Here is a 22,990-nt window from a genome sequence, read left to right as displayed (position 1 = left end):
GGTGCATCATGGCAATCGTTAAATGCAAACCGACTTCCCCTGGCCGCCGTTTTGTGGTCAAGGTGGTCAACCAGGAGCTGCATAAAGGCGCTCCTCACGCACCGCTGCTCGAGAAGAAGTCGAAGTCTGGTGGTCGTAACAACAATGGCCGTATTACCACTCGTCACATCGGTGGTGGTCATAAGCAGCATTATCGTCTGGTCGATTTCCGTCGCAACGACAAAGATGGCATCGCTGCCACTGTCGAGCGTATCGAATACGATCCAAACCGTACTGCTCACATCGCTCTGCTGCTGTACGCAGATGGCGAGCGTCGCTACATCATCGCCCCTAAAGGCGTGAGCGCTGGCGACCAGCTGATCGCAGGTGCCCTGGCACCGATCAAGCCGGGCAACGCTCTGCAACTGCGTAACATTCCAGTTGGTAGCACCGTACACGGCATCGAATTGAAGCCAGGTAAAGGCGCTCAGATCGCTCGTTCCGCTGGTGCTTCGGCTCAGCTGATCGCTCGTGAAGGCGTGTACGTTACCCTGCGTCTGCGTTCCGGTGAAATGCGTAAAGTCCTGGCTGAATGCCGTGCGACCCTGGGCGAAGTCTCGAACTCCGAGCACAGCCTGCGTTCGCTGGGTAAAGCTGGTGCCAAACGCTGGCGTGGCGTTCGCCCAACCGTTCGTGGTGTTGCCATGAACCCGGTTGACCACCCACATGGTGGTGGTGAAGGTCGTACCTCTGGTGGTCGTCATCCGGTATCGCCATGGGGCTTCCCGACTAAGGGCGCGAAGACTCGTGGTAATAAGCGTACCGACAAAATGATCGTCCGTCGTCGCAAGTAAATAGAGGGATACGACAGTGCCACGTTCTCTGAAAAAAGGTCCTTTTATCGATCTTCACCTACTGAAGAAGATCGAAGTGGCGGCGGAAAAGAACGATCGCAAACCGGTGAAAACCTGGTCGCGTCGTTCGATGATCCTGCCACAAATGGTCGGTTTGACCATCGCAGTACACAACGGTCGTCAGCACGTCCCAGTTCTCGTGAACGAAGACATGGTCGGCCACAAACTGGGCGAGTTCGCCGGTACCCGCACTTATCGCGGGCACGTGGCAGACAAGAAAGCCAAGCGTTAAGGGGTTAGGAAATGGAAGTAGCCGCTAAGTTGTCGGGCGCTCGAATCTCCGCCCAGAAAGCCCGCTTGGTCGCCGACCAGATCCGCGGGAAGAAGGTGGGCGAAGCGCTCAACCTGTTGGCTTTCAGCAGTAAGAAAGCCGCCGAGATCATGAAGAAAGTGCTGGAGTCGGCCGTAGCCAACGCCGAGCATAACGAAGGCGCAGACGTTGATGACCTGAAGGTCAGCACCGTTTTCGTCAACGAAGGGCGTTCGCTGAAGCGCATCATGCCACGTGCCAAAGGCCGTGCTGATCGCATCGTCAAGCGGTCTTGCCATATCACTGTCAAGGTTGCTGACAAGTAACGGAGTCGAAGAGATGGGTCAGAAAGTACATCCCATTGGCATTCGCCTGGGAATCGTCAAGGAGCACACCTCCGTCTGGTACGCAGACGGTCGGACTTATGCGGACTATTTGCTCGCAGATCTGAAGGTGCGTGAGTATCTCCAAGACAAACTAAAAAGCGCGTCCGTAAGCCGTATCGATATCCATCGTCCGGCTCAAACTGCACGCATCACCATCCACACCGCTCGTCCAGGTATCGTTATCGGGAAGAAAGGTGAAGATGTTGAGAAACTGCGTCAGGACCTGACCAAGCAAATGGGTGTGCCTGTGCACATCAATATCGAAGAGATCCGCAAGCCGGAGCTCGACGGTATGCTGGTTGCGCAGAGCGTAGCTCAGCAGCTGGAGCGTCGCGTAATGTTCCGTCGCGCTATGAAGCGCGCTGTACAGAACGCCATGCGCATTGGTGCCAAAGGCATCAAAATCCAAGTGAGCGGTCGTCTCGGCGGTGCTGAAATCGCACGTACTGAATGGTATCGCGAAGGTCGTGTGCCATTGCACACCCTGCGTGCCGACATCGACTATGCCAACTACGAAGCTCACACCACCTACGGTGTGATCGGTGTAAAGGTTTGGATCTTCAAAGGCGAAGTAATTGGTGGTCGCCAAGAAGAACTGAAACCACAAGCACCAGCGCCTCGTAAAAAAGCTGCTAAGTAAGGGGTACGCCAAATGTTGCAACCAAAGCGTACGAAGTTCCGCAAGCAAATGACTGGTCACAACCGTGGCCTGGCATTGCGCGGTAGCAAAGTCAGCTTCGGCGAGTTCGCGCTGAAGTCTGTAGCTCGTGGTCGTCTCACCGCTCGTCAGATCGAGTCAGCGCGTCGTGCTCTGACCCGTCACGTAAAACGTGGTGGCAAGATCTGGATCCGTGTATTCCCGGACAAGCCGATCTCCAAAAAACCTCTCGAGGTTCGGATGGGTAAAGGTAAGGGTAACGTGGAATACTGGGTTGCCCAGATTCAGCCAGGCAAAGTCCTGTATGAAATCGAGGGTGTTTCTGAAGAGCTGGCGCGTGAGGCTTTCGCCCTGGCTGCTGCAAAGCTGCCGCTCGCCACCTCCTTTGTTAAACGGACGGTGATGTGATGAAAGCGAATGAACTTCGTGAAAAATCCGCACAGCAGCTGAACGAGCAACTGCTCGGCTTGCTGCGCGACCAGTTCAATCTGCGTATGCAGAAAGCAACTGGCCAGTTGGGGCAGTCTCATCTGCTCTCGCAAGTTAAGCGTGACATCGCTCGCGTGAAGACTGTGCTCAACCAGCAGGCAGGTAAGTAATCATGGCTGAAGCCGAAAAAACTGTCCGTACGCTGACTGGCCGTGTTGTCAGCGACAAGATGGACAAAACCATCACCGTTCTGATCGAGCGTCGCGTTAAGCACCCGATCTACGGTAAATACGTTAAGCGTTCGACTAAGCTGCACGCGCACGACGAAACCAATCAGTGCCACATCGGCGACAAAGTCACTATTCGTGAAACTCGTCCTTTGGCCAAGACCAAGTCTTGGGCGCTGGTTGATGTTCTCGAACGCGCTGTGGAAGTCTAAGGACTAGGGGTCGGAGAAATTATATGATTCAGACTCAATCCATGCTCGATGTGGCCGATAACAGCGGCGCTCGCCGTGTTATGTGCATCAAGGTGCTGGGTGGCTCCCATCGTCGTTACGCTGGTATCGGTGACATCATCAAAGTTACCGTGAAGGAAGCAATTCCTCGCGGTAAAGTGAAAAAAGGCCAAGTGATGACTGCTGTTGTAGTCCGCACTCGTCACGGCGTACGTCGTGCTGATGGCTCCATTATCCGCTTTGATGGCAACGCTGCTGTTCTTCTGAACAACAAGCAAGAGCCAATCGGCACCCGTATCTTTGGGCCAGTGACCCGTGAACTTCGTACTGAGAAGTTCATGAAGATCGTCTCGCTCGCCCCAGAAGTGCTGTAAGGAGATCCGACATGCAAAAGATTCGTCGTGACGACGAGATCATCGTGATCGCCGGCAAAGACAAAGGTAAGCGCGGTAAGGTGCTGAAGGTTCTTGCTGACAACCGTCTGGTTGTTGGTGGTCTGAACCTGGTCAAGCGTCATACCAAGCCTAACCCGATGTCGGGCGTACAAGGCGGTATCGTCGAGAAAGAAGCGCCACTGCACGCTTCTAACGTCGCCATCTTCAACGGCGAAACCAACAAGGCTGACCGCGTTGGTTTCAAAGTAGAAGACGGTAAGAAAATTCGTGTCTTCAAGTCGACCCAAAAAGCGGTTGATGCTTGAACACTGCTAGGTAGAAGACCATGGCACGACTAAAAGAGATTTACCGGAAGGAAATCGCTCCGAAACTTAAGGAAGAACTTAAGCTTTCGAACGTGATGGAAGTTCCGCGCGTTACCAAAATCACCCTGAACATGGGTCTGGGCGAAGCGATCGGCGACAAAAAAGTCATCGAGCACGCTGTAGCTGACCTGGAAAAGATCACCGGCCAGAAAGTCGTTGTGACCTACGCTCGCAAATCCATCGCTGGCTTTAAAGTCCGTGAAGGTTGGCCGATCGGCGTCAAAGTGACCCTGCGCCGTGAGCGTATGTACGAGTTCCTGGATCGTCTGCTGTCGATCTCCCTGCCTCGGGTTCGCGACTTCCGCGGCCTGAATGCCAAGTCCTTCGATGGTCGTGGCAACTACAGCATGGGCGTGAAAGAGCAGATCATCTTCCCGGAAATCGACTACGACAAGATCGATGCTCTCCGCGGTCTGGACATCACCCTGACCACCACTGCCAAGAACGATGATGAAGGCCGCGCTCTGCTGCGTGCGTTCAAATTCCCGTTCCGCAACTGATTGGAGTAGGACCATGGCCAAGATGAGCATGAAAAACCGCGAGCTGAAGCGTCAGCTCACGGTTGCCAAGTACGCCAAGAAGCGTGCAGCACTGAAAGCTATCATCGTTGATCTGAACGCAAGTCCAGAAGCGCGTTGGGAAGCTACAGTTGCCCTGCAGAAGCAGCCACGTGACGCAAGCGCCTCGCGCATGCGTAACCGCTGCCGCCTGACCGGTCGTCCACACGGCGTTTACCGCAAGTTCGGCCTTGGCCGTAACAAACTGCGTGAAGCGGCAATGCGTGGTGACGTACCAGGTCTGGTTAAAGCCAGCTGGTAAGTACTGTCAAAGTCTCGGTGCAAGGGTTCGCAAGAACCTGACCACCGGTGGCCTTGAATCTGGATCAAGCCCCTTTTGGGGCTTGATTCATTTCTGGGGTGTGTCTAGAATACCCGGCTCGCCTGAGCCCGTGTTTTTTATACCCGGAGATTCTCGGCGACACGTAGTAGCCGCAAGGCTAATTTTTCTGTATTAGGAGCGTCTAGCCCATGAGTATGCAGGACCCGTTAGCGGACATGCTAACTCGAATCCGTAATGCCCAGATGGCTGAAAAGTCCGTCGTAAGCATGCCATCTTCCACGTTGAAGGTAGCTGTTGCCAAAGTCCTGAAGGACGAAGGTTACATCGCGGGTTATCAGATCAGCAGCGAAACAAAACCACTGCTGTCTATCGAGCTGAAATACTTCGAAGGCCGTCCGGTTATCGAAGAAGTGAAGCGCGTTAGCCGTCCAGGCCTGCGTCAGTACAAGTCCGTCGATGATCTGCCAAAAGTTCGTGGCGGTCTCGGTGTGTCTATCGTCTCCACCAACAAGGGTGTGATGACTGATCGTGCTGCGCGCGCTGCCGGTGTCGGCGGCGAAGTTCTTTGCACTGTGTTCTAAGGGGGGATAAGCATGTCTCGCGTCGCTAAGAACCCCGTTAAGCTGCCAGCCGGCGTCGAAGTAAAATTCGCAGGCCAACAGCTTTCGGTGAAGGGTGCCAAGGGCACTCTCGAACTGAACATCCATTCGTCCGTTGAGATCGTTGAAGAAGCTGGTGAGCTGCGTTTCGCTGCTCGCAATGGCGATCAACAAACTCGCGCAATGGCTGGTACCACTCGTGCGTTGGTAAACAACATGGTCCAAGGCGTAAGCCAAGGCTTCGAGCGCAAGCTCCAGCTGGTCGGTGTTGGTTACAAAGCGCAAGCAAAAGGCACAGTGCTGAACCTGGCTCTTGGCTTCTCGCATCCAGTGGATTACGAACTGCCGGAAGGCATCACCGCTGAGACTCCTAGCCAGACCGATATCCTGATCAAGGGCATCGACAAGCAGCTGGTAGGTCAAGTGGCCGCCGAGATCCGCGACTTCCGTCCACCAGAGCCGTACAAAGGCAAAGGTGTGCGCTACGCGGACGAAGTCGTCCGTCGTAAAGAAGCCAAGAAGAAGTAGGGCATAGCAAATGACCGACAAAAAAGTTACTCGACTGCGTCGCGCTCGCAAAGCACGCCTGAAAATGCACGAACTCGAAGTCGTGCGTCTCTGCGTGTTCCGCTCTTCGCAGCACATCTACGCCCAGGTCATTTCGGCCGACGGCAACAAAGTCCTGGCAAGCGCCTCGACTTTGGATAAAGAACTGCGTGATGGCGCCACTGGCAACATCGACGCGGCCACTAAGGTTGGCCAGCTGGTCGCTACGCGTGCTAAGGCCGCTGGCGTCTCGCAGGTGGCTTTCGACCGCTCTGGCTTCAAGTACCACGGCCGCGTTAAAGCGCTGGCTGATGCTGCTCGTGAAGCTGGGCTGGAGTTCTAAGTTATGTCAAATAACGACCAAAAGCGCGACGAAGGCTACATCGAGAAGCTGGTTCAAGTTAACCGCGTAGCCAAAACCGTTAAAGGCGGCCGTATCTTCACTTTCACCGCGTTGACCGTGGTTGGTGATGGTAAAGGGCGTGTTGGCTTCGGCCGTGGCAAGTCGCGTGAAGTGCCTGCTGCGATCCAGAAGGCAATGGAAGCTGCTCGCCGCAACATGATCCAGGTTGATCTGAACGGCACCACCCTGCAGTACGCAATGAAGTCCGCCCACGGCGCTTCGAAGGTGTACATGCAGCCTGCTTCTGAAGGTACCGGTATCATCGCTGGCGGCGCAATGCGTGCCGTTCTCGAAGTTGCTGGCGTTCAGAACGTTCTGGCCAAGTGCTATGGCTCGACTAACCCGGTAAACGTGGTTCACGCCACTTTCAAGGGTTTGAAAGCAATGCAGTCTCCTGAATCCATTGCCGCCAAGCGTGGCAAAAGCGTCAAGGAGATCTTCTGATCATGGCTACCGTTAAAGTTACGCTGATCAAAAGCATGACCGGCCGCATCCCTAACCACAAACTGTGCGTTAAGGGTCTGGGTCTGCGTCGCATCGGTCACACTGTAGAAGTCCAGGATACTCCCGAGAATCGCGGGATGATCAACAAGGCTTACTACATGCTGCGTGTCGAGGGTTAATCGATGAAACTCAATGATCTGAGTCCAGCGCCGGGTTCCCGTCGCGAAAAGCATCGTCCGGGCCGTGGTATCGGTAGTGGTTTGGGTAAGACTGGTGGCCGTGGTCACAAAGGTCAGACTTCCCGCTCCGGTGGCACCATTGCTCCAGGCTTTGAAGGCGGTCAACAGCCGCTGCATCGTCGCCTGCCGAAGTTCGGTTTCGTTTCCCTGAAGGCCATGGACCGCGCAGAAGTGCGTCTGTCCGAGCTGGCTAAAGTGGAAGGCGACATCGTCACCGTGCAGTCCCTGAAAGATGCCAACGTGATCAACGTCAACGTACAGCGTGTGAAAATCATGCTGTCCGGTGAAGTGACTCGCGCTGTCACTATCGGCAAGGGAATCGGCGCCACCAAAGGTGCGCGTGCGGCTATCGAAGCAGCTGGCGGCAAGTTCGAGGAATAAATGGCTAAGCAAGGTGCTCTCTCTGCGCTCGGCAAAGGCGGTATGTCTGAACTTTGGGCTCGTCTGCGTTTTCTGTTCCTGGCGATTATCGTCTACCGAATAGGCGCACACATCCCGGTTCCAGGTATCAACCCGGACCGACTCGCGGACCTGTTTCGACAGAATGAGGGGACCATTCTTAGCTTGTTCAACATGTTTTCCGGCGGCGCGCTGGAGCGGATGAGCATTTTTGCACTGGGGATCATGCCGTACATCTCGGCATCGATCATCATGCAACTGATGACCGCCGTCAGCCCGCAGCTGGAGCAGTTGAAGAAGGAAGGTGAAGCTGGCCGTCGCAAGATCAGCCAGTACACCCGCTACCTCACCGTCGTTCTTGCTCTTGTCCAGGCCATTGGCATGTCCATTGGTCTGGCAGGGCAGGGCGTTTCGTTCACTGGTGACTTTAGCTTCCATTTCGTCGCAGTAACCACTTTTGTGGCTGGTGCGATGTTCATGATGTGGCTGGGTGAGCAGATTACTGAGCGTGGTGTTGGCAACGGTATCTCGATGTTGATTTTTTCGGGTATCGTCGCCGGTCTTCCGAGAGCGATCGGGCAGTCTTTCGAGTCTGCGCGTCAGGGTGATATCAATATCTTCGCCCTGGTTGCCATCGGTTTGCTGGCAGTAGCGATTATCGGTTTCGTGGTGTTCATTGAGCGTGGTCAGCGTCGTATTGCTGTTCACTACGCCAAGCGTCAGCAGGGCCGCAAGGTCTTCGCTGCGCAGACCAGCCACTTGCCGCTGAAGGTGAACATGGCCGGTGTTATCCCGGCTATTTTCGCGAGCAGCATCTTGCTGTTCCCGGCTTCGTTGGGTGCCTGGTTCGGCCAGTCTGAAGGTATGGGCTGGTTGCAGGACATCTCGCAGTCGATCGCTCCTGGTCAGCCGTTGAATATTCTGCTGTTTAGTGCAGGGATTATTTTCTTCTGCTTCTTCTATACGGCGTTGATGTTCAATCCGAAAGACGTAGCGGAGAACCTGAAGAAGTCCGGTGCCTTTATTCCGGGTATCCGTCCAGGTGAGCAGTCTGCGCGCTACATTGATGGCGTTCTGACTCGTTTGACCCTGTTCGGTGCTCTTTACATGACGGCCGTCTGCCTGTTGCCCCAGTTCCTGGTGGTTGCAGCGAACGTACCGTTCTACCTTGGCGGGACCTCGTTGCTGATCGTCGTCGTGGTTGTGATGGACTTCATGTCCCAAGTACAATCGCACCTCGTTTCGCACCAGTACGAATCCCTGATGAAGAAAGCCAACCTGAAGGGTTACGGCAGCGGCATGCTGCGCTGACCCATAAGGTTCGAGGAGTTGGTGATGAAAGTTCGTGCATCGGTGAAAAAGCTGTGCCGTAACTGCAAGATTATTCGCCGCGAAGGTGTTGTTCGAGTAATTTGCAGCGCGGAACCGCGTCACAAACAGCGCCAAGGCTGAGTGTGATTGTGCTTCAAGCCCGGCAGCTAGTGCGCTGCCGGGTTGATTATTTGTTATTACAGCGATATTATCTCGCGCCCTATTTCTTGGCTTCCGGGGCGTAGGTAGCTGTCAATTGGAGTCCCACTGAATGGCCCGTATTGCAGGCGTTAACATTCCAGATAACAAGCATACTGTTATCTCGCTGACCTACATCTATGGTGTTGGTCGCACTACTGCACAGAAAATTTGTGCAGAGACTGGGGTAAACCCAGCCGCAAAGATCAAGGATCTGAGCGACGAGCAGATTGAACAGCTGCGTGGCGAAGTGGCGAAGTTCACCACTGAAGGTGACCTGCGTCGCGAAATCAACATGAAAATCAAGCGCTTGATGGACCTCGGTTGCTATCGCGGTCTGCGTCATCGTCGTGGTCTTCCAGTACGCGGTCAGCGTACCAAGACCAACGCGCGTACCCGTAAAGGTCCGCGTAAGCCGATCCGCAAGTAATCGCCCCAGCGAATCGACAGGAAAATTATCATGGCAAAACCTGCTGCTCGTCCTCGTAAAAAAGTTAAAAAGACAGTGGTTGATGGCATCGCCCACATCCATGCTTCTTTTAACAACACCATCGTGACCATTACCGACCGTCAAGGTAACGCTCTTTCCTGGGCTACCTCCGGTGGTTCGGGTTTCCGCGGTTCCCGCAAGTCCACCCCGTTTGCTGCTCAAGTAGCTGCTGAACGTGCTGGTCAAGCTGCGCTGGAATACGGCCTGAAAAACCTCGACGTAAACGTCAAAGGTCCAGGTCCAGGTCGTGAATCCGCAGTCCGCGCTTTGAACGGCTGTGGCTACAAGATCGCCAGCATCACCGACGTGACGCCTATCCCGCACAACGGGTGCCGTCCGCCGAAGAAGCGCCGCGTGTAATCCAGGAGATTGTAAAGAATGGCTCGTTACATTGGTCCAAAATGCAAACTCGCTCGTCGCGAAGGCACCGATCTCTTCCTGAAGAGCGGCGTGCGCGCGATCGAATCGAAGTGCAACATTGAAGCAGCACCTGGTATCCACGGCCAACGCCGCGGTCGCCAGTCCGATTACGGCACCCAACTGCGTGAAAAGCAGAAGGTCCGTCGTATCTACGGCGTTCTCGAGCGTCAATTCAGCGGCTACTACAAAGAAGCAGCTGGCAAGAAAGGTGCAACCGGTGAAAACCTGCTGCAACTGCTCGAATGCCGTCTGGACAACGTTGTATACCGTATGGGCTTTGGTTCGACTCGTGCCGAATCCCGTCAGCTGGTATCGCACAAGTCGATCAGCGTAAACGGTCAGACCGTTAACGTTCCGTCCTACCAGGTTCGTGCTGGTGACGTGGTTGCTGTTCGCGAGAAAGCAAAAAACCAACTTCGCATTGTCCAAGCTCTCGATCTGTGTGCCCAACGTGGCCGCGTAGAATGGGTAGAAGTAGACACTGAGAAGAAGTCGGGCGTTTTCAAGAACGTTCCAGCTCGCAGTGATCTGTCCGCCGACATCAACGAAAGCCTGATTGTCGAGCTCTACTCCAAGTAAGGGCTAGAAAATAGGTGCATCCATGCAGATTTCGGTAAATGAGTTCCTGACACCCCGCCACATTGATGTGCAGGTTGTCAGTCCAACCCGCGCCAAGATCACGCTCGAGCCTCTCGAGCGTGGCTTTGGCCACACCCTGGGCAACGCGCTGCGCCGCATCCTGTTGTCCTCAATGCCCGGCTGTGCAGTAGTCGAGGCCGAGATTGACGGTGTGCTCCACGAGTACAGCGCCATCGAAGGTGTACAGGAAGACGTAATTGAAATCCTGTTGAACCTTAAAGGTCTGGCTATCAAGCTGCACGGCCGTGACGAAGTTACGCTGACCTTGTCGAAGAAGGGTTCGGGGGTGGTTACCGCTGCCGATATTCAGCTGGATCATGATGTCGAGATCGTTAATCCCGATCACGTAATCGCTAACCTGGCGTCTAACGGCGCCCTGAACATGAAGCTCGTAGTAGCTCGTGGTCGTGGTTATGAACCGGCAGACTCGCGTCAGAGCGATGAAGACGAAAGCCGCAGCATCGGTCGCTTGCAGCTTGACTCTTCGTTCAGTCCGGTTCGCCGTATCGCATACGTGGTGGAAAACGCCCGTGTCGAACAGCGTACTAACCTGGACAAGCTGGTTATTGATCTGGAAACCAACGGTACCCTGGATCCTGAAGAGGCTATCCGCCGTGCTGCAACCATTCTGCAACAGCAGTTGGCTGCGTTCGTCGACCTCAAGGGTGACAGTGAGCCAGTGGTTGTCGAGCAGGAAGACGAGATCGATCCGATCCTGCTTCGCCCGGTTGACGATCTGGAACTGACTGTACGTTCGGCTAACTGCCTTAAGGCGGAAAACATCTACTACATCGGCGACCTGATTCAGCGTACCGAAGTAGAGCTGTTGAAGACTCCGAACCTGGGCAAGAAATCCTTGACTGAAATCAAGGACGTTCTGGCCTCCCGCGGTCTGTCCCTCGGCATGCGCCTCGACAACTGGCCGCCTGCAAGTCTTAAGAAGGACGACAAGGCGACTGCCTGATCGTCGTAATCACCGAACGTAGTGTTTGGTAAGGAATGAACCATGCGTCATCGTAAAAGTGGTCGTCACCTGAGCCGCACCAGCTCGCACCGCAAGGCCATGTTCCAAAACATGGCGGTGTCGCTGTTCGAGCACGAGCTGATCAAAACTACTCTGCCAAAAGCTAAAGAACTGCGCCGCGTTGCCGAGCCGCTGATCACTTTGGCCAAGACAGATAGCGTTGCTAACCGCCGTTTGGCTTTCGACCGTACCCGTTCGAAAGCTATCGTTGGTAAGCTCTTCAACGACCTGGGCAAGCGTTACGCTACCCGTGAGGGTGGCTACCTGCGCATCCTCAAGTGCGGTTTCCGCGCTGGCGACAACGCGCCTATGGCGTACGTCGAGTTGGTTGATCGTGCTACTGCTGGCGAAGCTGTATCCGCCGAGTAAGACGTCAGTCTGAAACAAAAAACCGGGCCTAGTGCCCGGTTTTTTGTGCCTGAAAGTAAAGCGCGCTGCGTACAAGCTTTTAACCGCTTCAAGTGGTCATCATGGGTCGGGGATGATCATTAGTAATTTTCTATCGATGCCTATAGGTTAATGAATTTGTAGGTGTCAGATTGATGATCAATACTCCCTCTCAGCCGATTAGCCGGCAGTTCAAGACCGACAGAGGAAGGAAGATCACATGAGCCAAAACAACACGCTAACAACTGCCAGTGGCGCTCCTGTCGCCGACAACCAGAATTCCCGCTCCGCCGGCCCTCGCGGCCCATTGCTGCTCGACGACTTCCACCTGCTCGAGAAGCTTGCCCACTTCAACCGTGAAAATATCCCGGAGCGTCGTGTGCACGCGAAGGGTTCAGGTGCTTACGGTACGTTTACCGTCACCCGCGATATCACCCAATACACCAATGCCAAGCTATTTGAGGCTGTCGGTAAGCAAACGCCAACCTTCCTGCGATTCTCCACTGTCGGTGGTGAGCGCGGTTCGGCAGACACCGAACGTGATCCTCGTGGCTTCGCGCTGAAGTTCTATACCGAAGAAGGCAACTGGGACATTGTTGGCAACAACACGCCGGTATTCTTCATTCGCGACCCACTCAAGTTCCCGGACTTTATCCACACTCAAAAGCGCCTGCCACAAAGCAACCTCAAAAGTGCACAGGCGATGTGGGACTTCTGGTCGCACTCACCGGAAGCGTTACACCAGGTCACCATTCTGTTCTCCGACCGGGGAATTCCCGACGGCTATCGTCACATGCACGGCTTCGGCAGCCACACTTACAGCCTGATCAACGCCACGGGCGAGCGTCATTGGGTGAAGTGGCACTACAAGACCCAACAAGGCATCAAGAATCTTGCACCTGCAGAGGCGGCGCGGCTGGCGGGTACCGATCCTGATTACGCCCAGCGCGACTTGTTCGAAGCGATCGAGCGAGGCGAGTTCCCAAAATGGCGCGTGTGCATCCAGATCATGACCGAGGCCCAGGCTTGCGCGCACTATGAGAATCCGTTCGACGTGACTAAAACCTGGTCACAGAAGGAGTTCCCGTTGATCGAAGTGGGTGAGTTGGAGCTCAATCGAAATCCACTGAACTACTTCGCCGAGGTCGAGCAAGCTGCGTTTGGCCCAAGTAACATGGTGCCCGGTGTAGGTCTGTCGCCAGATCGCATGCTGCAAGGTCGGGTATTCGCTTACGCTGATGCGCACCGCTACCGCATCGGTACCAATCACCAGCAATTGCCGGTGAATGCGCCGCGCAGTCCGGTGAACACCTATCAGCGCGATGGCTCGATGGCGTTTGGCAGCAATGGTGGTGCGGCGCCCAACTACGAGCCCAATAGCTATATCGAGTCGCCAAAGCAGGCGCCCCGTTATGCTGAACCTGCATTGGCATTAAACGGCGCAGCTGATCGTTATGATCATCGCAAAGACACCGACTATTACAGTCACGCTGGCGCACTGTACCGATTGATGAATGACGAACAGAAAGCGTTGCTGGTCCACAACATTGCGGGCGCAATGGCGGGGGTCTCAAGCGACGTCGTCGACCGTCAACTGCAGCATTTCTTCAAGGCCGATCCGGCGTATGGAGAAGCAATTGCAACGCTGCTCAACGTACAGCTTAACGAAGTCTAAATGAGAAGCAGAACCGCCCTTATTAGGGCGGTTTTTGCGTTATTTAAGCTGCTTTTCTCAGAATATCTTCGCTTTTATTGCGTGCGGCGAGTGACGTTGTGGTCATGTTGGTTCAAACTACAGACTTTCAAGCAGGGAGATGTAGGGCGATGCAAGGCCACCCAGACGTTATCGATTACCTCAACACGTTGCTGACCGGCGAACTGGCCGCGCGTGATCAATATTTCGTCCACTCGCGGATGTATGAGGACTGGGGTTTCACCAAGCTCTACGAACGAATCAACCACGAGATGGAAGAAGAAGCAGGGCACGCTGATGCACTGATGCGCCGGATTCTGATGCTCGAAGGCACGCCGCGCATGCGTCCGGACGATCTGGATGTCGGCACCACGGTTACTGAAATGCTCGAAGCGGACTTGCGCCTGGAATACAAGGTTCGGGCCGCGCTGTGCAAGGGCATCAAGCTCTGCGAACAGCACAAGGACTATGTCAGCCGCGAAATGCTGCGGGTCCAACTGCATGACACCGAAGAAGATCACACCTATTGGCTTGAAAAGCAGCTTGGCCTGATCAAGTTGATCGGTCTCGAGAATTACCTGCAATCCCACACCTGATTGCGGCGAATACAAAAAAGCCCCTGTCACCGATGAAGTGACAGGGGCTTTTTCGTGGGGGCCCAGTTAAGCCCTGTCACGCTCCAGCAGGGGCTTGAGGTAATAACCGGTATGGGATTGCTTCATCTCTGAAACCTCTTCCGGCGTACCAACGGCAATGATCTGCCCGCCCTTGGAACCGCCCTCCGGGCCCAGGTCCACCAGCCAGTCAGCGGTCTTGATGACGTCGAGGTTGTGCTCGATCACCACCACCGTATTGCCGTGGTCGCGCAGACGGTGCAACACATCCAGCAGTTGCTGGATGTCCGCAAAGTGCAGCCCGGTAGTTGGCTCGTCGAGGATGTACAGGGTCTTGCCAGTGTCACGCTTGGACAGTTCGCGCGACAGTTTGACCCGCTGGGCCTCACCACCGGAAAGTGTGGTCGCCGATTGTCCCAGCTTGATGTACGACAAGCCGACGTCCATCAGAGTTTGCAGTTTGCGCGCCAAAGCCGGCACCGCATCGAAGAACTCCCGGGCCTCCTCGATGGTCATCTCGAGGGTTTCATGAATGCTCTTGCCCTTGTATTTGATCTCAAGGGTTTCGCGGTTGTAGCGCTTGCTCTTGCACACATCGCACGGCACATAGATATCCGGCAGGAAGTGCATTTCCACCTTGATCAGGCCATCACCCTGACAAGCTTCGCAGCGTCCGCCCTTCACGTTGAAGGAGAAGCGCCCGGGGCCATAACCGCGCGATCGTGACTCCGGTACGCCGGCAAAAAGCTCACGAATCGGTGTGAACAGACCGGTGTAGGTGGCCGGGTTGGAGCGTGGGGTACGACCAATGGGACTCTGGTCGATGTCGACGACCTTATCCAGATGCTCCAGGCCCTTGATGCTGTCGTGAGCAGCCGCTTCCAGGGTGGTTGCACCGTTGAGCGCCGTGGCACTCAACGGAAAGAGCGTGTTGTTGATCAGTGTCGACTTGCCTGAGCCGGACACGCCGGTCACGCAGGTCAGCAGGCCGATGGGAATATCCAGGTCTACGTTGCGCAGGTTATTGCCACGGGCGCCCTTGAGCGTCAGCGACAGCTTCTTGTTGCGCGGTGTGCGCTTGGCCGGCACCGCGATCTTCACGCGGCCCGAGAGGTACTTGCCGGTCAGGGAGTCGGGATGTGCCATTACCTCGGCCGGCGTACCTTCAGCAATGATGTGTCCGCCGTGAACCCCCGCACCAGGGCCGATATCCACCACATAGTCGGCCAGGCGAATCGCGTCTTCATCGTGCTCTACCACGATCACCGTGTTGCCGATGTCCCGCAGGTGTTTCAGTGTGCCAAGTAACCGGTCGTTATCACGCTGGTGCAGGCCGATCGAGGGTTCGTCGAGGATGTACAGAACACCGACCAGCCCGGCGCCGATCTGGCTGGCCAGGCGGATACGCTGGGCCTCACCACCGGACAAGGTGTCTGCGCTGCGATCCAGCGACAGATAATCGAGGCCGACGTTGACGAGGAACTGCAGGCGTTCGCGAATTTCCTTGAGGATCTTGTCGGCGATCTCGCCACGGCGGCCAGTCAGTTTCATCCCTTCGAAATAGTCGCAGGCATCACCGATTGGCAGGTTGGTCACCGCCGGCAGGGTTTTCTCGCCGACCCACACATGCCGTGCTTCGCGACGCAGACGGGTGCCGCGGCAATCAGGGCAGGACTGGGTGCTGAGGAACTTGGCCAGCTCTTCGCGTACCGAGGCCGACTCGGTTTCACGGTAGCGGCGTTCCAGGTTTGGCACGATGCCTTCGAACGGGTGCGAGCGCTTGACGATATCGCCCCGGTCATTCAGGTATTTGAAATCGACGTTTTGTGAACCGCTGCCGTGCAGGATGCTCTTCTGCTGCTCGGCCGGCAGTTCGTTGAACGGCACTTCCAGACTGAACTTGTAGTGGGAGGCCAGCGAGCCAAGCATCTGGAAGTAATAGACGTTGCGCCGGTCCCAGCCGCGAATCGCGCCTTCGGCCAGGGTCAACTCTCCATTAACCAGGCGCTTGATGTCGAAGAACTGCTTGACCCCCAGGCCGTCACAGGTCGGGCAGGCACCGGCCGGGTTGTTGAAGGAAAACAGCTTGGGCTCGAGTTCACTGATGGCGTGCCCGCAAATTGGGCAGGCGAAGCGCGCGGAGAAGATCATCTCTTCGCCCGGCTCGTCGTCCATCGGTGCCACCAGGGCGATGCCATCTGCCAGTTTCAGCGCGGTCTCGAAGGATTCGGCCAGGCGCTGTTGCAGGTCTGCACGCACCTTGAAGCGGTCGACCACGACATCAATGGTGTGTTTTTTCTGTTTATCGAGCTTCGGTGCTTCGTCCAGCTCATACAACTTGCCGTTGATCCGGGCACGGACGAAACCTTGTGCGCGCAGTTCCTCGAAGACCGAAAGGTGCTCACCTTTGCGCTCGCGAATGACCGGGGCCAACAGCATGAGCTTGCTGCCCTCAGGTTCGGCAAGGACCAGGTCGACCATCTGGCTGACGGTCTGCGCTTCCAGGGGAATGTCGTGGTCCGGGCAGCGTGGAATGCCGACGCGCGCATAGAGCAGGCGCAGGTAGTCGTAGATTTCGGTGATGGTGCCCACGGTCGAACGCGGGTTGTGCGAGGTCGACTTCTGTTCGATGGAAATCGCCGGCGACAGGCCTTCGATGGTGTCGACGTCAGGCTTTTCCATCATCGACAGGAACTGCCGGGCATAGGCCGACAGCGACTCGACATAGCGGCGCTGGCCTTCGGCGTACAACGTGTCGAAAGCCAGGGACGACTTGCCCGAGCCGGACAGGCCGGTGATGACGATCAGCTTGTCCCGTGGCAGGGTCAGGTCGATGTTCTTCAGGTTGTGGGTTCGAGCCCCACGAATCAGGATCTTGTCCAAGGTGGCCTCGCTCGGCGGGCGTCGAAAACGTAGGAGTATACGGCCAAATACTGGATGGATGCACACTATCGAATGTTGCAATGGCTGCCTTACATGAAAGCTCTGTCATCTACACGCGGCAAAGCGTCGCGATATACCCTGCCAATCGATGGGACTGGTAGAATCGCCGCCGGTTCACATGAGGTTTTTCCATGCACGATCCCCACAGCGAGCGCATGAGTGGCAGCGAGACCCGCGCGGCAAGCGGTCTGGCCCTGGTGTTCGCCTTCCGTATGCTCGGCATGTTCATGGTGTTGCCGGTATTGGCGACCTATGGCATGGACCTCGCAGGAGCGACCCCGGCCCTCATCGGGCTGGCGATTGGCGCTTATGGCCTGACCCAGGCGATTTTCCAGATTCCCTTCGGTTTCATTTCCGACCGCATTGGCCGCCGCCCGGTGATTTACCTGGGGCTGATCGTCTTCGCGCTTGGCAGCGTCCTGGCGGCCAACGCCGACTCGATTTGGGGCGTGATCGCCGGGCGCATCCTGCAAGGTGCCGGGGCGATTTCCGCCGCGGTGATGGCTTTACTGTCAGACCTGACACGCGAACAGCACCGGACAAAGGCCATGGCGATGATCGGCATGACGATCGGCCTGTCGTTTGCTGTTGCCATGGTAGTAGGACCGTTGCTGACCCGTGCCTTCGGGCTGTCCGGACTGTTCCTTGCCACAGGTGGCATGGCGCTGGTTGGCATCGTGATTGTGATGTTCATGGTGCCGCGCTCCACGGGCCCGTTGCAGCACCGTGAATCCGGCGTCGCGCGCCAGGCCCTGATACCGACGCTCAAGCACCCGGACCTGCTGCGCCTGGATCTTGGTATCTTTGTGTTGCACGCAATGCTGATGTCGAGTTTCGTCGCCTTGCCCCTGGCGCTCGTCGAAAAAGCCGGGCTGCCCAAGGAGCAGCATTGGTGGGTGTACCTGACCGCGCTGCTGATTTCCTTCTTCGCCATGATCCCGTTCATCATCTACGGCGAGAAGAGACGCAAAATGAAACGTGTTTTACTCGGCGCCGTCGTGACGCTGATGCTCACTGAGCTATTCTTCTGGCAGTTCGGCGACAGCTTGCGGGCTCTGGTGATTGGTACCGTGGTGTTTTTCACCGCCTTCAATCTGCTGGAAGCTTCGTTGCCGTCGCTGATCAGCAAGGTTTCACCGGCGGGCGGCAAGGGCACGGCGATGGGGGTCTACTCCACCAGTCAGTTCCTTGGCTCGGCACTGGGCGGCATACTTGGCGGCTGGCTGTTCCAGCATGGCGGTCTGTCGGTTGTGTTCCTTGGATGCGCTGGTCTGGCTGCCCTCTGGCTGGCCTTTGCTGTTACCATGCGTGAACCTCCCTACGTGACAAGCCTGCGCTTGCCATTGTCGCCCGAGGCGATCCGCGAAGCGGGGCTGGTTGAGCGCCTGAAGGCCGTCGTAGGGGTAACAGATGCAGTGATAGTCGCAGACGAAGCGGCGATTTACATCAAATTGGACACCGAACTATTGGATCGCACCACCCTTGAAAGCCTGGTGAACAACCCGGCCGGGGCAGCGTGCGTAGCCTAGGAGAACGTAATGGCCCGTGGGGTTAACAAAGTCATATTGGTCGGCACTTGCGGCCAGGATCCTGAAGTTCGTTACCTGCCGAATGGCAACGCCGTGACCAACCTGAGTCTGGCAACCAGCGAACAGTGGACCGACAAGCAAACCGGTCAGAAAGTCGAAAAAACCGAATGGCACCGCGTGTCGATGTTCGGCAAGGTCGCGGAAATCGCCGGCGAATACCTGCGTAAAGGTTCGCAGGTCTACATCGAAGGCAAGCTGCAGACCCGCGAGTGGGAAAAAGACGGTATCAAGCGTTACACCACTGAAATCGTGGTCGACATGCAAGGCACCATGCAACTGCTGGGCGGTCGTCCTCAACAGGGTGACCAACAAGGCCAGGGCGGCGGTAACAACTACCAGCAATCCGCTCCTCGCCAGCAGGCTCCGCGTCCACAGCAGTCGGCACCGCAACAGTCGCGCCCGGCTCCTCAGCAGGCCGCGCCGCAGCCAGCTCCGGATTTCGACAGCTTTGATGACGATATTCCGTTCTAAGCAATAGCTTCGAACGAATGAAAGCCCGGCACTCCCATCAGGATGCCGGGCTTTTTGTTACCCGCGGTTTTCGATTCCCCTGTAGGAGCCGTATTGCGCGGCAAGGCGCGTTTTGTGGTTAACGGCTGGCGGCGAGGAACTCGTCGGTGGACACCACCTTGGCGTAGGCAAAACCCAATGCCGACATGAACGCGGCATGCACGTGGGCTGCCGGAACGGTCAGTCCATTGAACTCCAGGTCACGGGAGGCACAGGCATCGTGGATCACCGTGACGCTGTAGCCGAGGTCGTTGGCGGCGCGGGTGATGCCGTCGACACACATGTGGCTCATGCTGCCGACCACCACCAGTTCCTTGATGCCTTGCTCGTCGAGAATGCTCTGCAGTTCGGTTTCGCGGAACGAGTTGACGAAGTGCTTGAGCACCACCGGCTCATTGCCTTGGTTGAGGACTTTAGGGTGCAGCTTCGCACCGTCCGAGCCCGGGGTGAAAAACGGCGCTTGTGCGGAGGTGAACTCGTGGCGGATGTGCACTACCGAATCACCGGCCTCACGAAAGGCCTTGAGCAGACGAACAGCGTTGTCTGCGGCGGCATCGGCACCGACCAACGGCCACTTGCCCTGGGGGAAGTAGTCTTTTTGGATATCGACTACGATGAGTGCTTGCTTGGCCATGACTGTTTCCTCGAAGTGCGGTTTGGGTGTGGAATGAAGTATTGACCCTGGCAGACCGTCCGGGGATTGGCCGCACCGACAATAGAAGGGGGAAAACTGACAATGGAAGCACAAAGGGCAATCGCCGAGCTGGGCGTGTTGATCTATCCCGGCGCGCAGATGGCGGCGGTGCATGGGTTGACGGACCTGTTCGGGGTGGCCAACCGTATCGCTGCAGAGCACCAGGCGGCGCGCTTGCCTTTGTTGCGGATCAGCCATTGGCAGGTCGATGGCGAACAGGCGCCCGTTCGTGTCTATGACAGCCATCCCGCTGCGGACAGCGCATTGGTAGCGGTGTTGATTCCGCCGTCGATTGCCGGCTTCACCGAAGCCCAGGCGCCGCATGCGCTGCTGCGTTGGCTTCGCCAGCAGCACGCCAACGGCGCGACCCTGGGCGGTGTCTGCGTGGGCTCGCTGCTATTGGCTGAAAGCGGACTGCTGGACGGTCGCAGCGCCACCACCCATTGGACTTCCGCGAAAACCTTCGCCGAGCGCTACCCGGCGATCAAGCTCAAGGCTGATACGCCCATCGTCGATGACGGCGACCTGATTACCACGGCCGGGCTGATGGCGTGGTCTGAATTGGGTCTGCGCCTGGTCAATCGTCTGCTGGGCCCGAGCATTGCCACCGGCACTGCGCGTTTCCTGGTGGTGGAACACAGCGACAGCGCCAGTGAGTGTGGCAGCAATTTCGCCCCGATTCTCAACCATGGCGATGCCGCGATCCTCAGGGTTCAACACTGGCTGCAAAGCACGGGTGCCACCGATGTCTCGCTGACGGCGATGGCTGAACGGGCAGGGCTGGAGGAGCGGACGTTCCTACGGCGATTCCGTGCGGCAACCGGGCTTAAGCCGACGGAGTACTGCCAGCACCTGCGAGTCGGCAAGGCCCGGGAAATGCTCGAATTCACCAACGGCACCATCGATCACATCGCCTGGACCGTGGGATATCAGGATCCGGGGGCGTTTCGTTCGACATTCAAGAAGATTACCGGACTGGCCCCCAGTGATTACCGGGCGCGGTTTGGGGTGATGCCGAGTGCGGCCCCCCGATAGAAGCATCACCCTGCGGGAGTGCCAAAATGCTCGAGTCGTGCAAAATGCCAGAGTCCTGATACCCGTCGTGCAGAATAAAGCAGGCGCGACGCTATGCTTTTTGCACAACCGATTGATTTTAAAACCGTTATTTTCGAGGGACGATTGGCCTGAACCCTGCACCCCATCAGCTACATTCATTTAGCGACAATTGAAGGGGGACGCATGACCCCAACCAACCGCAAAAAACTGGTAGTCGCCCATTCGGTCCGCCCCGATGCGCCGCAGCACGAAGTCGAAACCAATCGCGCCCTGGCCCGTTGTCTGGCGCAAATCCTCGGGCTCAAATACGGCGGCAGCTACGACCCGCAGGTGCATGGCGGGCGGGACATCTATTTGTTGCCGACCCAGACCCTGGTGGGCGCCGCTGCCGCCCGGCAGTTGGGCGTCAAGGGACCAGAGGATTTATGGGGCGGATACGTCGAGCACGATTTCATCTGCACCAAGGCCATCAGCCATGGTTTGTTGAACAGGCATGCCCATGCACCGCAAGGCTGGGCGCCGATGTTTTCCGAACGGGTGCGCACGGTAGTGCTCGACGGTCTCAGTGTTTTCTCCTTCGACGATGCACGGCCGGCGGCGGAGCATCTGCTCTACAGCGGTCCGATCCGTATGAAGCCAATTCATGCCTGTGCGGGGCGCGGCCAGGAAGTCATCACTAGCCTCGACCAGTTCGACGAAATCCTCGCCCGTCCTGAAGCCAAGGCGCTGTTCAGTGAAGGTGTGGTACTGGAGCAGGACCTGGACCAGGTGATTACCCACAGCGTCGGGCAGAGTTTCATCGGCGCCAGGTTGCTCAGTTATTGCGGTGATCAATACTTGACCAAAGACGCTCATGGCGAAGAGGTCTATGGTGGTTCGAACCTGCTGGTGGTGCAGGGTGGCTACGACGATCTGCTGGCGCTGGATTTGCCTGACGATGTGCGATTGGCGATCAGGCAGGCCAAGGTGTTCGACGCGGCCGCCGATGAAGCCTATCCCGGTTTCTACGCCTCGCGGCGCAATTACGACATCGCCCAGGGAATTGCCAGTGACGGCCAGCGACGCAGCGGCGTGCTCGAGCAATCCTGGCGCATGGGCGGGGCCAGCAGCGCGGAAGTGGCAGCGTTGCAGAGCTTCGTCAACGATCCGGGGATGCGCGCGATTCTTGTGTCTTCGGTGGAAACCTACATCGATCAGCCACTGCCGGCGGACGCCATCGAGGTGTACCGAGGGCCAGCGGAAAACAGTGATTTTCTTCTCAAGTACGTAACGGTCAAATCCTATGACGGCTAGAAGCGAAAGCATTCAAATCGACATCGACGACGAACAGATGAGTGGGACTTTCCTGAGCCCCAAATCAAAAGTCCCTGGCGTGCTGTTCGTGCACGGTTGGGGGGGTAGCCAGGAGCGAGATCTGGAGCGGGCGAAAGGCATCGCCGGTCTGGGGTGCGTATGTTTGACCTTCGACCTGCGCGGGCATACCGGCGGCACGGGTATTCCGTTGACCCGCGTGACCCGTGAAGACAATCTGCGTGACCTGCTGGCGGCCTACGACCGCTTGTTGGCGCACCCGGCGCTGGATACCTCGGCGATTGCCGTGGTCGGCACCAGTTACGGCGGATACCTGGCCTCGATCCTCACCTCGCTACGGCCGGTGCGCTGGCTGGCCCTGCGAGTGCCGGCGCTGTACCGCGACGATCAATGGCATACGCCCAAGCGCGATTTGGACAAGCTCGATCTGCGCGATTACCGCAGCACGCTGGTGCGCGCCGACAGCAATCGGGCACTGCATGCCTGTTCGCAATTCACGGGTGATGTGTTGTTGGTACAGTCCGAAACCGATGATTACGTGCCTCACGCGACCATCATGAGTTATCGCGCGGCGTGCCAGCAGACACACTCGCTGACCCACCGCATCATCGACGGCGCCGATCATGCGCTGAGCGATCCGGTTTCACAGCAGGCCTACACCTCGATCCTGGTGGACTGGATAACGGAAATGGTGGTGGGTGAACGGTTGAGCATTATTCAGTCAAAATGAATAGTAGTGTCGCTCATGACGCCTTCGCGAGCAGGCTCGCTCCCACAGGGGAATGCATTTCAAATGTGGGAGCGAGCC

At 56.9% G+C, this 22,990-nt stretch carries 33 protein-coding genes; 31 read left to right on the top strand and 2 right to left on the bottom strand.

Features of this window, described 5'->3' with window-relative positions; translation table 11 throughout:
- Positions 1-8: 8 nt before the first annotated feature.
- From rplB to bfr, 26 genes are all read left to right on the top strand, one after another.
- Complete coding sequence (rplB, locus tag AC3WWR_RS23860) at positions 9-833, top strand: 50S ribosomal protein L2 (RefSeq protein WP_003186055.1); 825 nt, start codon at positions 9-11, stop codon at positions 831-833.
- Between the two features lie 16 nt (positions 834-849).
- Positions 850-1,125, top strand: a complete 276-nt coding sequence (rpsS, locus tag AC3WWR_RS23855; protein WP_002555486.1) for a 30S ribosomal protein S19 — start codon at positions 850-852, stop codon at positions 1,123-1,125.
- A gap of 11 nt (positions 1,126-1,136) precedes the next feature.
- A complete protein-coding gene (rplV, locus tag AC3WWR_RS23850; RefSeq protein ID WP_003103908.1) occupies positions 1,137-1,469 on the top strand; it encodes a 50S ribosomal protein L22 in 333 nt (110 codons plus the stop codon).
- Between the two features lie 13 nt (positions 1,470-1,482).
- Positions 1,483-2,169 carry a 30S ribosomal protein S3 gene (gene rpsC, locus AC3WWR_RS23845; RefSeq protein WP_008065719.1) on the top strand — a complete coding sequence of 229 codons (687 nt, stop codon included), beginning with the start codon at positions 1,483-1,485 and terminating at the stop codon, positions 2,167-2,169.
- A gap of 12 nt (positions 2,170-2,181) precedes the next feature.
- Positions 2,182-2,595: a 50S ribosomal protein L16 gene (gene rplP / locus AC3WWR_RS23840; RefSeq protein WP_003228729.1), complete on the top strand. Its 414-nt coding sequence runs from the start codon at positions 2,182-2,184 to the stop codon at positions 2,593-2,595.
- Entirely contained in the window at positions 2,595-2,786 is a 192-nt protein-coding gene (gene rpmC, locus AC3WWR_RS23835) for a 50S ribosomal protein L29 (protein ID WP_002555481.1), read from the top strand. The genes rplP and rpmC overlap by 1 nt, the downstream gene beginning before the upstream one ends.
- A 2-nt stretch (positions 2,787-2,788) precedes the next feature.
- Positions 2,789-3,055, top strand: coding sequence for a 30S ribosomal protein S17 (gene rpsQ / locus AC3WWR_RS23830; protein WP_003176419.1), 267 nt, complete (start codon positions 2,789-2,791; stop codon positions 3,053-3,055).
- A gap of 23 nt (positions 3,056-3,078) precedes the next feature.
- A complete protein-coding gene (gene rplN, locus AC3WWR_RS23825; RefSeq protein WP_002555479.1) occupies positions 3,079-3,447 on the top strand; it encodes a 50S ribosomal protein L14 in 369 nt (122 codons plus the stop codon).
- An 11-nt stretch (positions 3,448-3,458) separates the two neighbouring features.
- Positions 3,459-3,773 carry a 50S ribosomal protein L24 gene (gene rplX / locus AC3WWR_RS23820; RefSeq protein ID WP_003186046.1) on the top strand — a complete coding sequence of 105 codons (315 nt, stop codon included), beginning with the start codon at positions 3,459-3,461 and terminating at the stop codon, positions 3,771-3,773.
- 20 nt (positions 3,774-3,793) lie between these two features.
- Positions 3,794-4,333, top strand: coding sequence for a 50S ribosomal protein L5 (gene rplE, locus AC3WWR_RS23815; protein ID WP_003210069.1), 540 nt, complete (start codon positions 3,794-3,796; stop codon positions 4,331-4,333).
- A 13-nt stretch (positions 4,334-4,346) separates the two neighbouring features.
- Complete coding sequence (gene rpsN, locus AC3WWR_RS23810; protein WP_003176414.1) at positions 4,347-4,652, top strand: 30S ribosomal protein S14; 306 nt, start codon at positions 4,347-4,349, stop codon at positions 4,650-4,652.
- A 209-nt stretch (positions 4,653-4,861) separates the two neighbouring features.
- Positions 4,862-5,254, top strand: coding sequence for a 30S ribosomal protein S8 (rpsH, locus tag AC3WWR_RS23805; RefSeq protein WP_008065722.1), 393 nt, complete (start codon positions 4,862-4,864; stop codon positions 5,252-5,254).
- Between the two features lie 12 nt (positions 5,255-5,266).
- Positions 5,267-5,800, top strand: coding sequence for a 50S ribosomal protein L6 (rplF, locus tag AC3WWR_RS23800; protein ID WP_003176412.1), 534 nt, complete (start codon positions 5,267-5,269; stop codon positions 5,798-5,800).
- A 10-nt stretch (positions 5,801-5,810) separates the two neighbouring features.
- Positions 5,811-6,161 carry a 50S ribosomal protein L18 gene (gene rplR, locus AC3WWR_RS23795; protein ID WP_003186037.1) on the top strand — a complete coding sequence of 117 codons (351 nt, stop codon included), beginning with the start codon at positions 5,811-5,813 and terminating at the stop codon, positions 6,159-6,161.
- A 3-nt stretch (positions 6,162-6,164) separates the two neighbouring features.
- A complete protein-coding gene (gene rpsE / locus AC3WWR_RS23790) occupies positions 6,165-6,665 on the top strand; it encodes a 30S ribosomal protein S5 (RefSeq protein WP_003186035.1) in 501 nt (166 codons plus the stop codon).
- 2 nt (positions 6,666-6,667) lie between these two features.
- Complete coding sequence (gene rpmD / locus AC3WWR_RS23785; RefSeq protein WP_003176408.1) at positions 6,668-6,844, top strand: 50S ribosomal protein L30; 177 nt, start codon at positions 6,668-6,670, stop codon at positions 6,842-6,844.
- A 3-nt stretch (positions 6,845-6,847) separates the two neighbouring features.
- Positions 6,848-7,285 (top strand): 50S ribosomal protein L15, encoded by a 438-nt coding sequence (gene rplO / locus AC3WWR_RS23780; RefSeq protein WP_003228720.1) that lies wholly within the window; start codon positions 6,848-6,850, stop codon positions 7,283-7,285.
- Positions 7,286-8,614, top strand: coding sequence for a preprotein translocase subunit SecY (secY, locus tag AC3WWR_RS23775; protein WP_008065724.1), 1,329 nt, complete (start codon positions 7,286-7,288; stop codon positions 8,612-8,614).
- Positions 8,615-8,638: 24 nt separating this feature from the next.
- Entirely contained in the window at positions 8,639-8,755 is a 117-nt protein-coding gene (gene rpmJ, locus AC3WWR_RS23770) for a 50S ribosomal protein L36 (protein ID WP_002555468.1), read from the top strand.
- A gap of 130 nt (positions 8,756-8,885) precedes the next feature.
- Positions 8,886-9,242, top strand: a complete 357-nt coding sequence (rpsM, locus tag AC3WWR_RS23765; RefSeq protein WP_009045849.1) for a 30S ribosomal protein S13 — start codon at positions 8,886-8,888, stop codon at positions 9,240-9,242.
- Between the two features lie 30 nt (positions 9,243-9,272).
- Positions 9,273-9,662: a 30S ribosomal protein S11 gene (gene rpsK / locus AC3WWR_RS23760; RefSeq protein ID WP_002555466.1), complete on the top strand. Its 390-nt coding sequence runs from the start codon at positions 9,273-9,275 to the stop codon at positions 9,660-9,662.
- A gap of 18 nt (positions 9,663-9,680) precedes the next feature.
- Complete coding sequence (gene rpsD, locus AC3WWR_RS23755) at positions 9,681-10,301, top strand: 30S ribosomal protein S4 (protein WP_003176404.1); 621 nt, start codon at positions 9,681-9,683, stop codon at positions 10,299-10,301.
- Between the two features lie 22 nt (positions 10,302-10,323).
- Positions 10,324-11,325 carry a DNA-directed RNA polymerase subunit alpha gene (locus tag AC3WWR_RS23750; RefSeq protein WP_007970428.1) on the top strand — a complete coding sequence of 334 codons (1,002 nt, stop codon included), beginning with the start codon at positions 10,324-10,326 and terminating at the stop codon, positions 11,323-11,325.
- Positions 11,326-11,367: 42 nt separating this feature from the next.
- Positions 11,368-11,754: a 50S ribosomal protein L17 gene (gene rplQ / locus AC3WWR_RS23745; protein WP_007970429.1), complete on the top strand. Its 387-nt coding sequence runs from the start codon at positions 11,368-11,370 to the stop codon at positions 11,752-11,754.
- A gap of 238 nt (positions 11,755-11,992) precedes the next feature.
- Positions 11,993-13,447, top strand: coding sequence for a catalase (locus AC3WWR_RS23740; protein ID WP_033039276.1), 1,455 nt, complete (start codon positions 11,993-11,995; stop codon positions 13,445-13,447).
- 149 nt (positions 13,448-13,596) lie between these two features.
- Positions 13,597-14,061 carry a bacterioferritin gene (gene bfr, locus AC3WWR_RS23735; protein ID WP_008053867.1) on the top strand — a complete coding sequence of 155 codons (465 nt, stop codon included), beginning with the start codon at positions 13,597-13,599 and terminating at the stop codon, positions 14,059-14,061.
- 66 nt (positions 14,062-14,127) lie between these two features.
- Here bfr and uvrA read toward each other — a convergent pair whose 3' ends face one another.
- Positions 14,128-16,962: an excinuclease ABC subunit UvrA gene (gene uvrA / locus AC3WWR_RS23730; RefSeq protein WP_492599125.1), complete on the bottom strand. Its 2,835-nt coding sequence runs from the start codon at positions 16,960-16,962 to the stop codon at positions 14,128-14,130.
- Between the two features lie 191 nt (positions 16,963-17,153).
- Here uvrA and AC3WWR_RS23725 point away from each other — a divergent pair, with 191 nt between their 5' ends.
- Both AC3WWR_RS23725 and AC3WWR_RS23720 read left to right on the top strand, forming a co-directional pair.
- Positions 17,154-18,551, top strand: coding sequence for an MFS transporter (locus AC3WWR_RS23725; RefSeq protein ID WP_008065728.1), 1,398 nt, complete (start codon positions 17,154-17,156; stop codon positions 18,549-18,551).
- 9 nt (positions 18,552-18,560) lie between these two features.
- Positions 18,561-19,082 (top strand): single-stranded DNA-binding protein, encoded by a 522-nt coding sequence (locus tag AC3WWR_RS23720; RefSeq protein ID WP_020799826.1) that lies wholly within the window; start codon positions 18,561-18,563, stop codon positions 19,080-19,082.
- A gap of 118 nt (positions 19,083-19,200) precedes the next feature.
- Here AC3WWR_RS23720 and AC3WWR_RS23715 read toward each other — a convergent pair whose 3' ends face one another.
- Positions 19,201-19,755, bottom strand: a complete 555-nt coding sequence (locus AC3WWR_RS23715) for a cysteine hydrolase family protein (RefSeq protein ID WP_168759023.1) — start codon at positions 19,753-19,755, stop codon at positions 19,201-19,203.
- A 102-nt stretch (positions 19,756-19,857) separates the two neighbouring features.
- Here AC3WWR_RS23715 and AC3WWR_RS23710 point away from each other — a divergent pair, with 102 nt between their 5' ends.
- The 3 genes from AC3WWR_RS23710 to AC3WWR_RS23700 all read left to right on the top strand — a co-directional run bounded on the left by AC3WWR_RS23710 (position 19,858) and on the right by AC3WWR_RS23700 (position 22,912).
- Positions 19,858-20,850: a GlxA family transcriptional regulator gene (locus tag AC3WWR_RS23710; protein ID WP_489326534.1), complete on the top strand. Its 993-nt coding sequence runs from the start codon at positions 19,858-19,860 to the stop codon at positions 20,848-20,850.
- A 204-nt stretch (positions 20,851-21,054) separates the two neighbouring features.
- Entirely contained in the window at positions 21,055-22,164 is a 1,110-nt protein-coding gene (locus AC3WWR_RS23705; RefSeq protein ID WP_492599124.1) for a DUF3182 family protein, read from the top strand.
- Complete coding sequence (locus AC3WWR_RS23700) at positions 22,154-22,912, top strand: alpha/beta hydrolase family protein (RefSeq protein WP_020800587.1); 759 nt, start codon at positions 22,154-22,156, stop codon at positions 22,910-22,912. The genes AC3WWR_RS23705 and AC3WWR_RS23700 overlap by 11 nt, the downstream gene beginning before the upstream one ends.
- Positions 22,913-22,990: the final 78 nt, after the last annotated feature.

The sequence above is a fragment of the Pseudomonas sp. EB271-G4-1 genome, from assembly GCF_058791355.1.
This window is presented reverse-complemented; position numbering and strand designations above follow the sequence as displayed.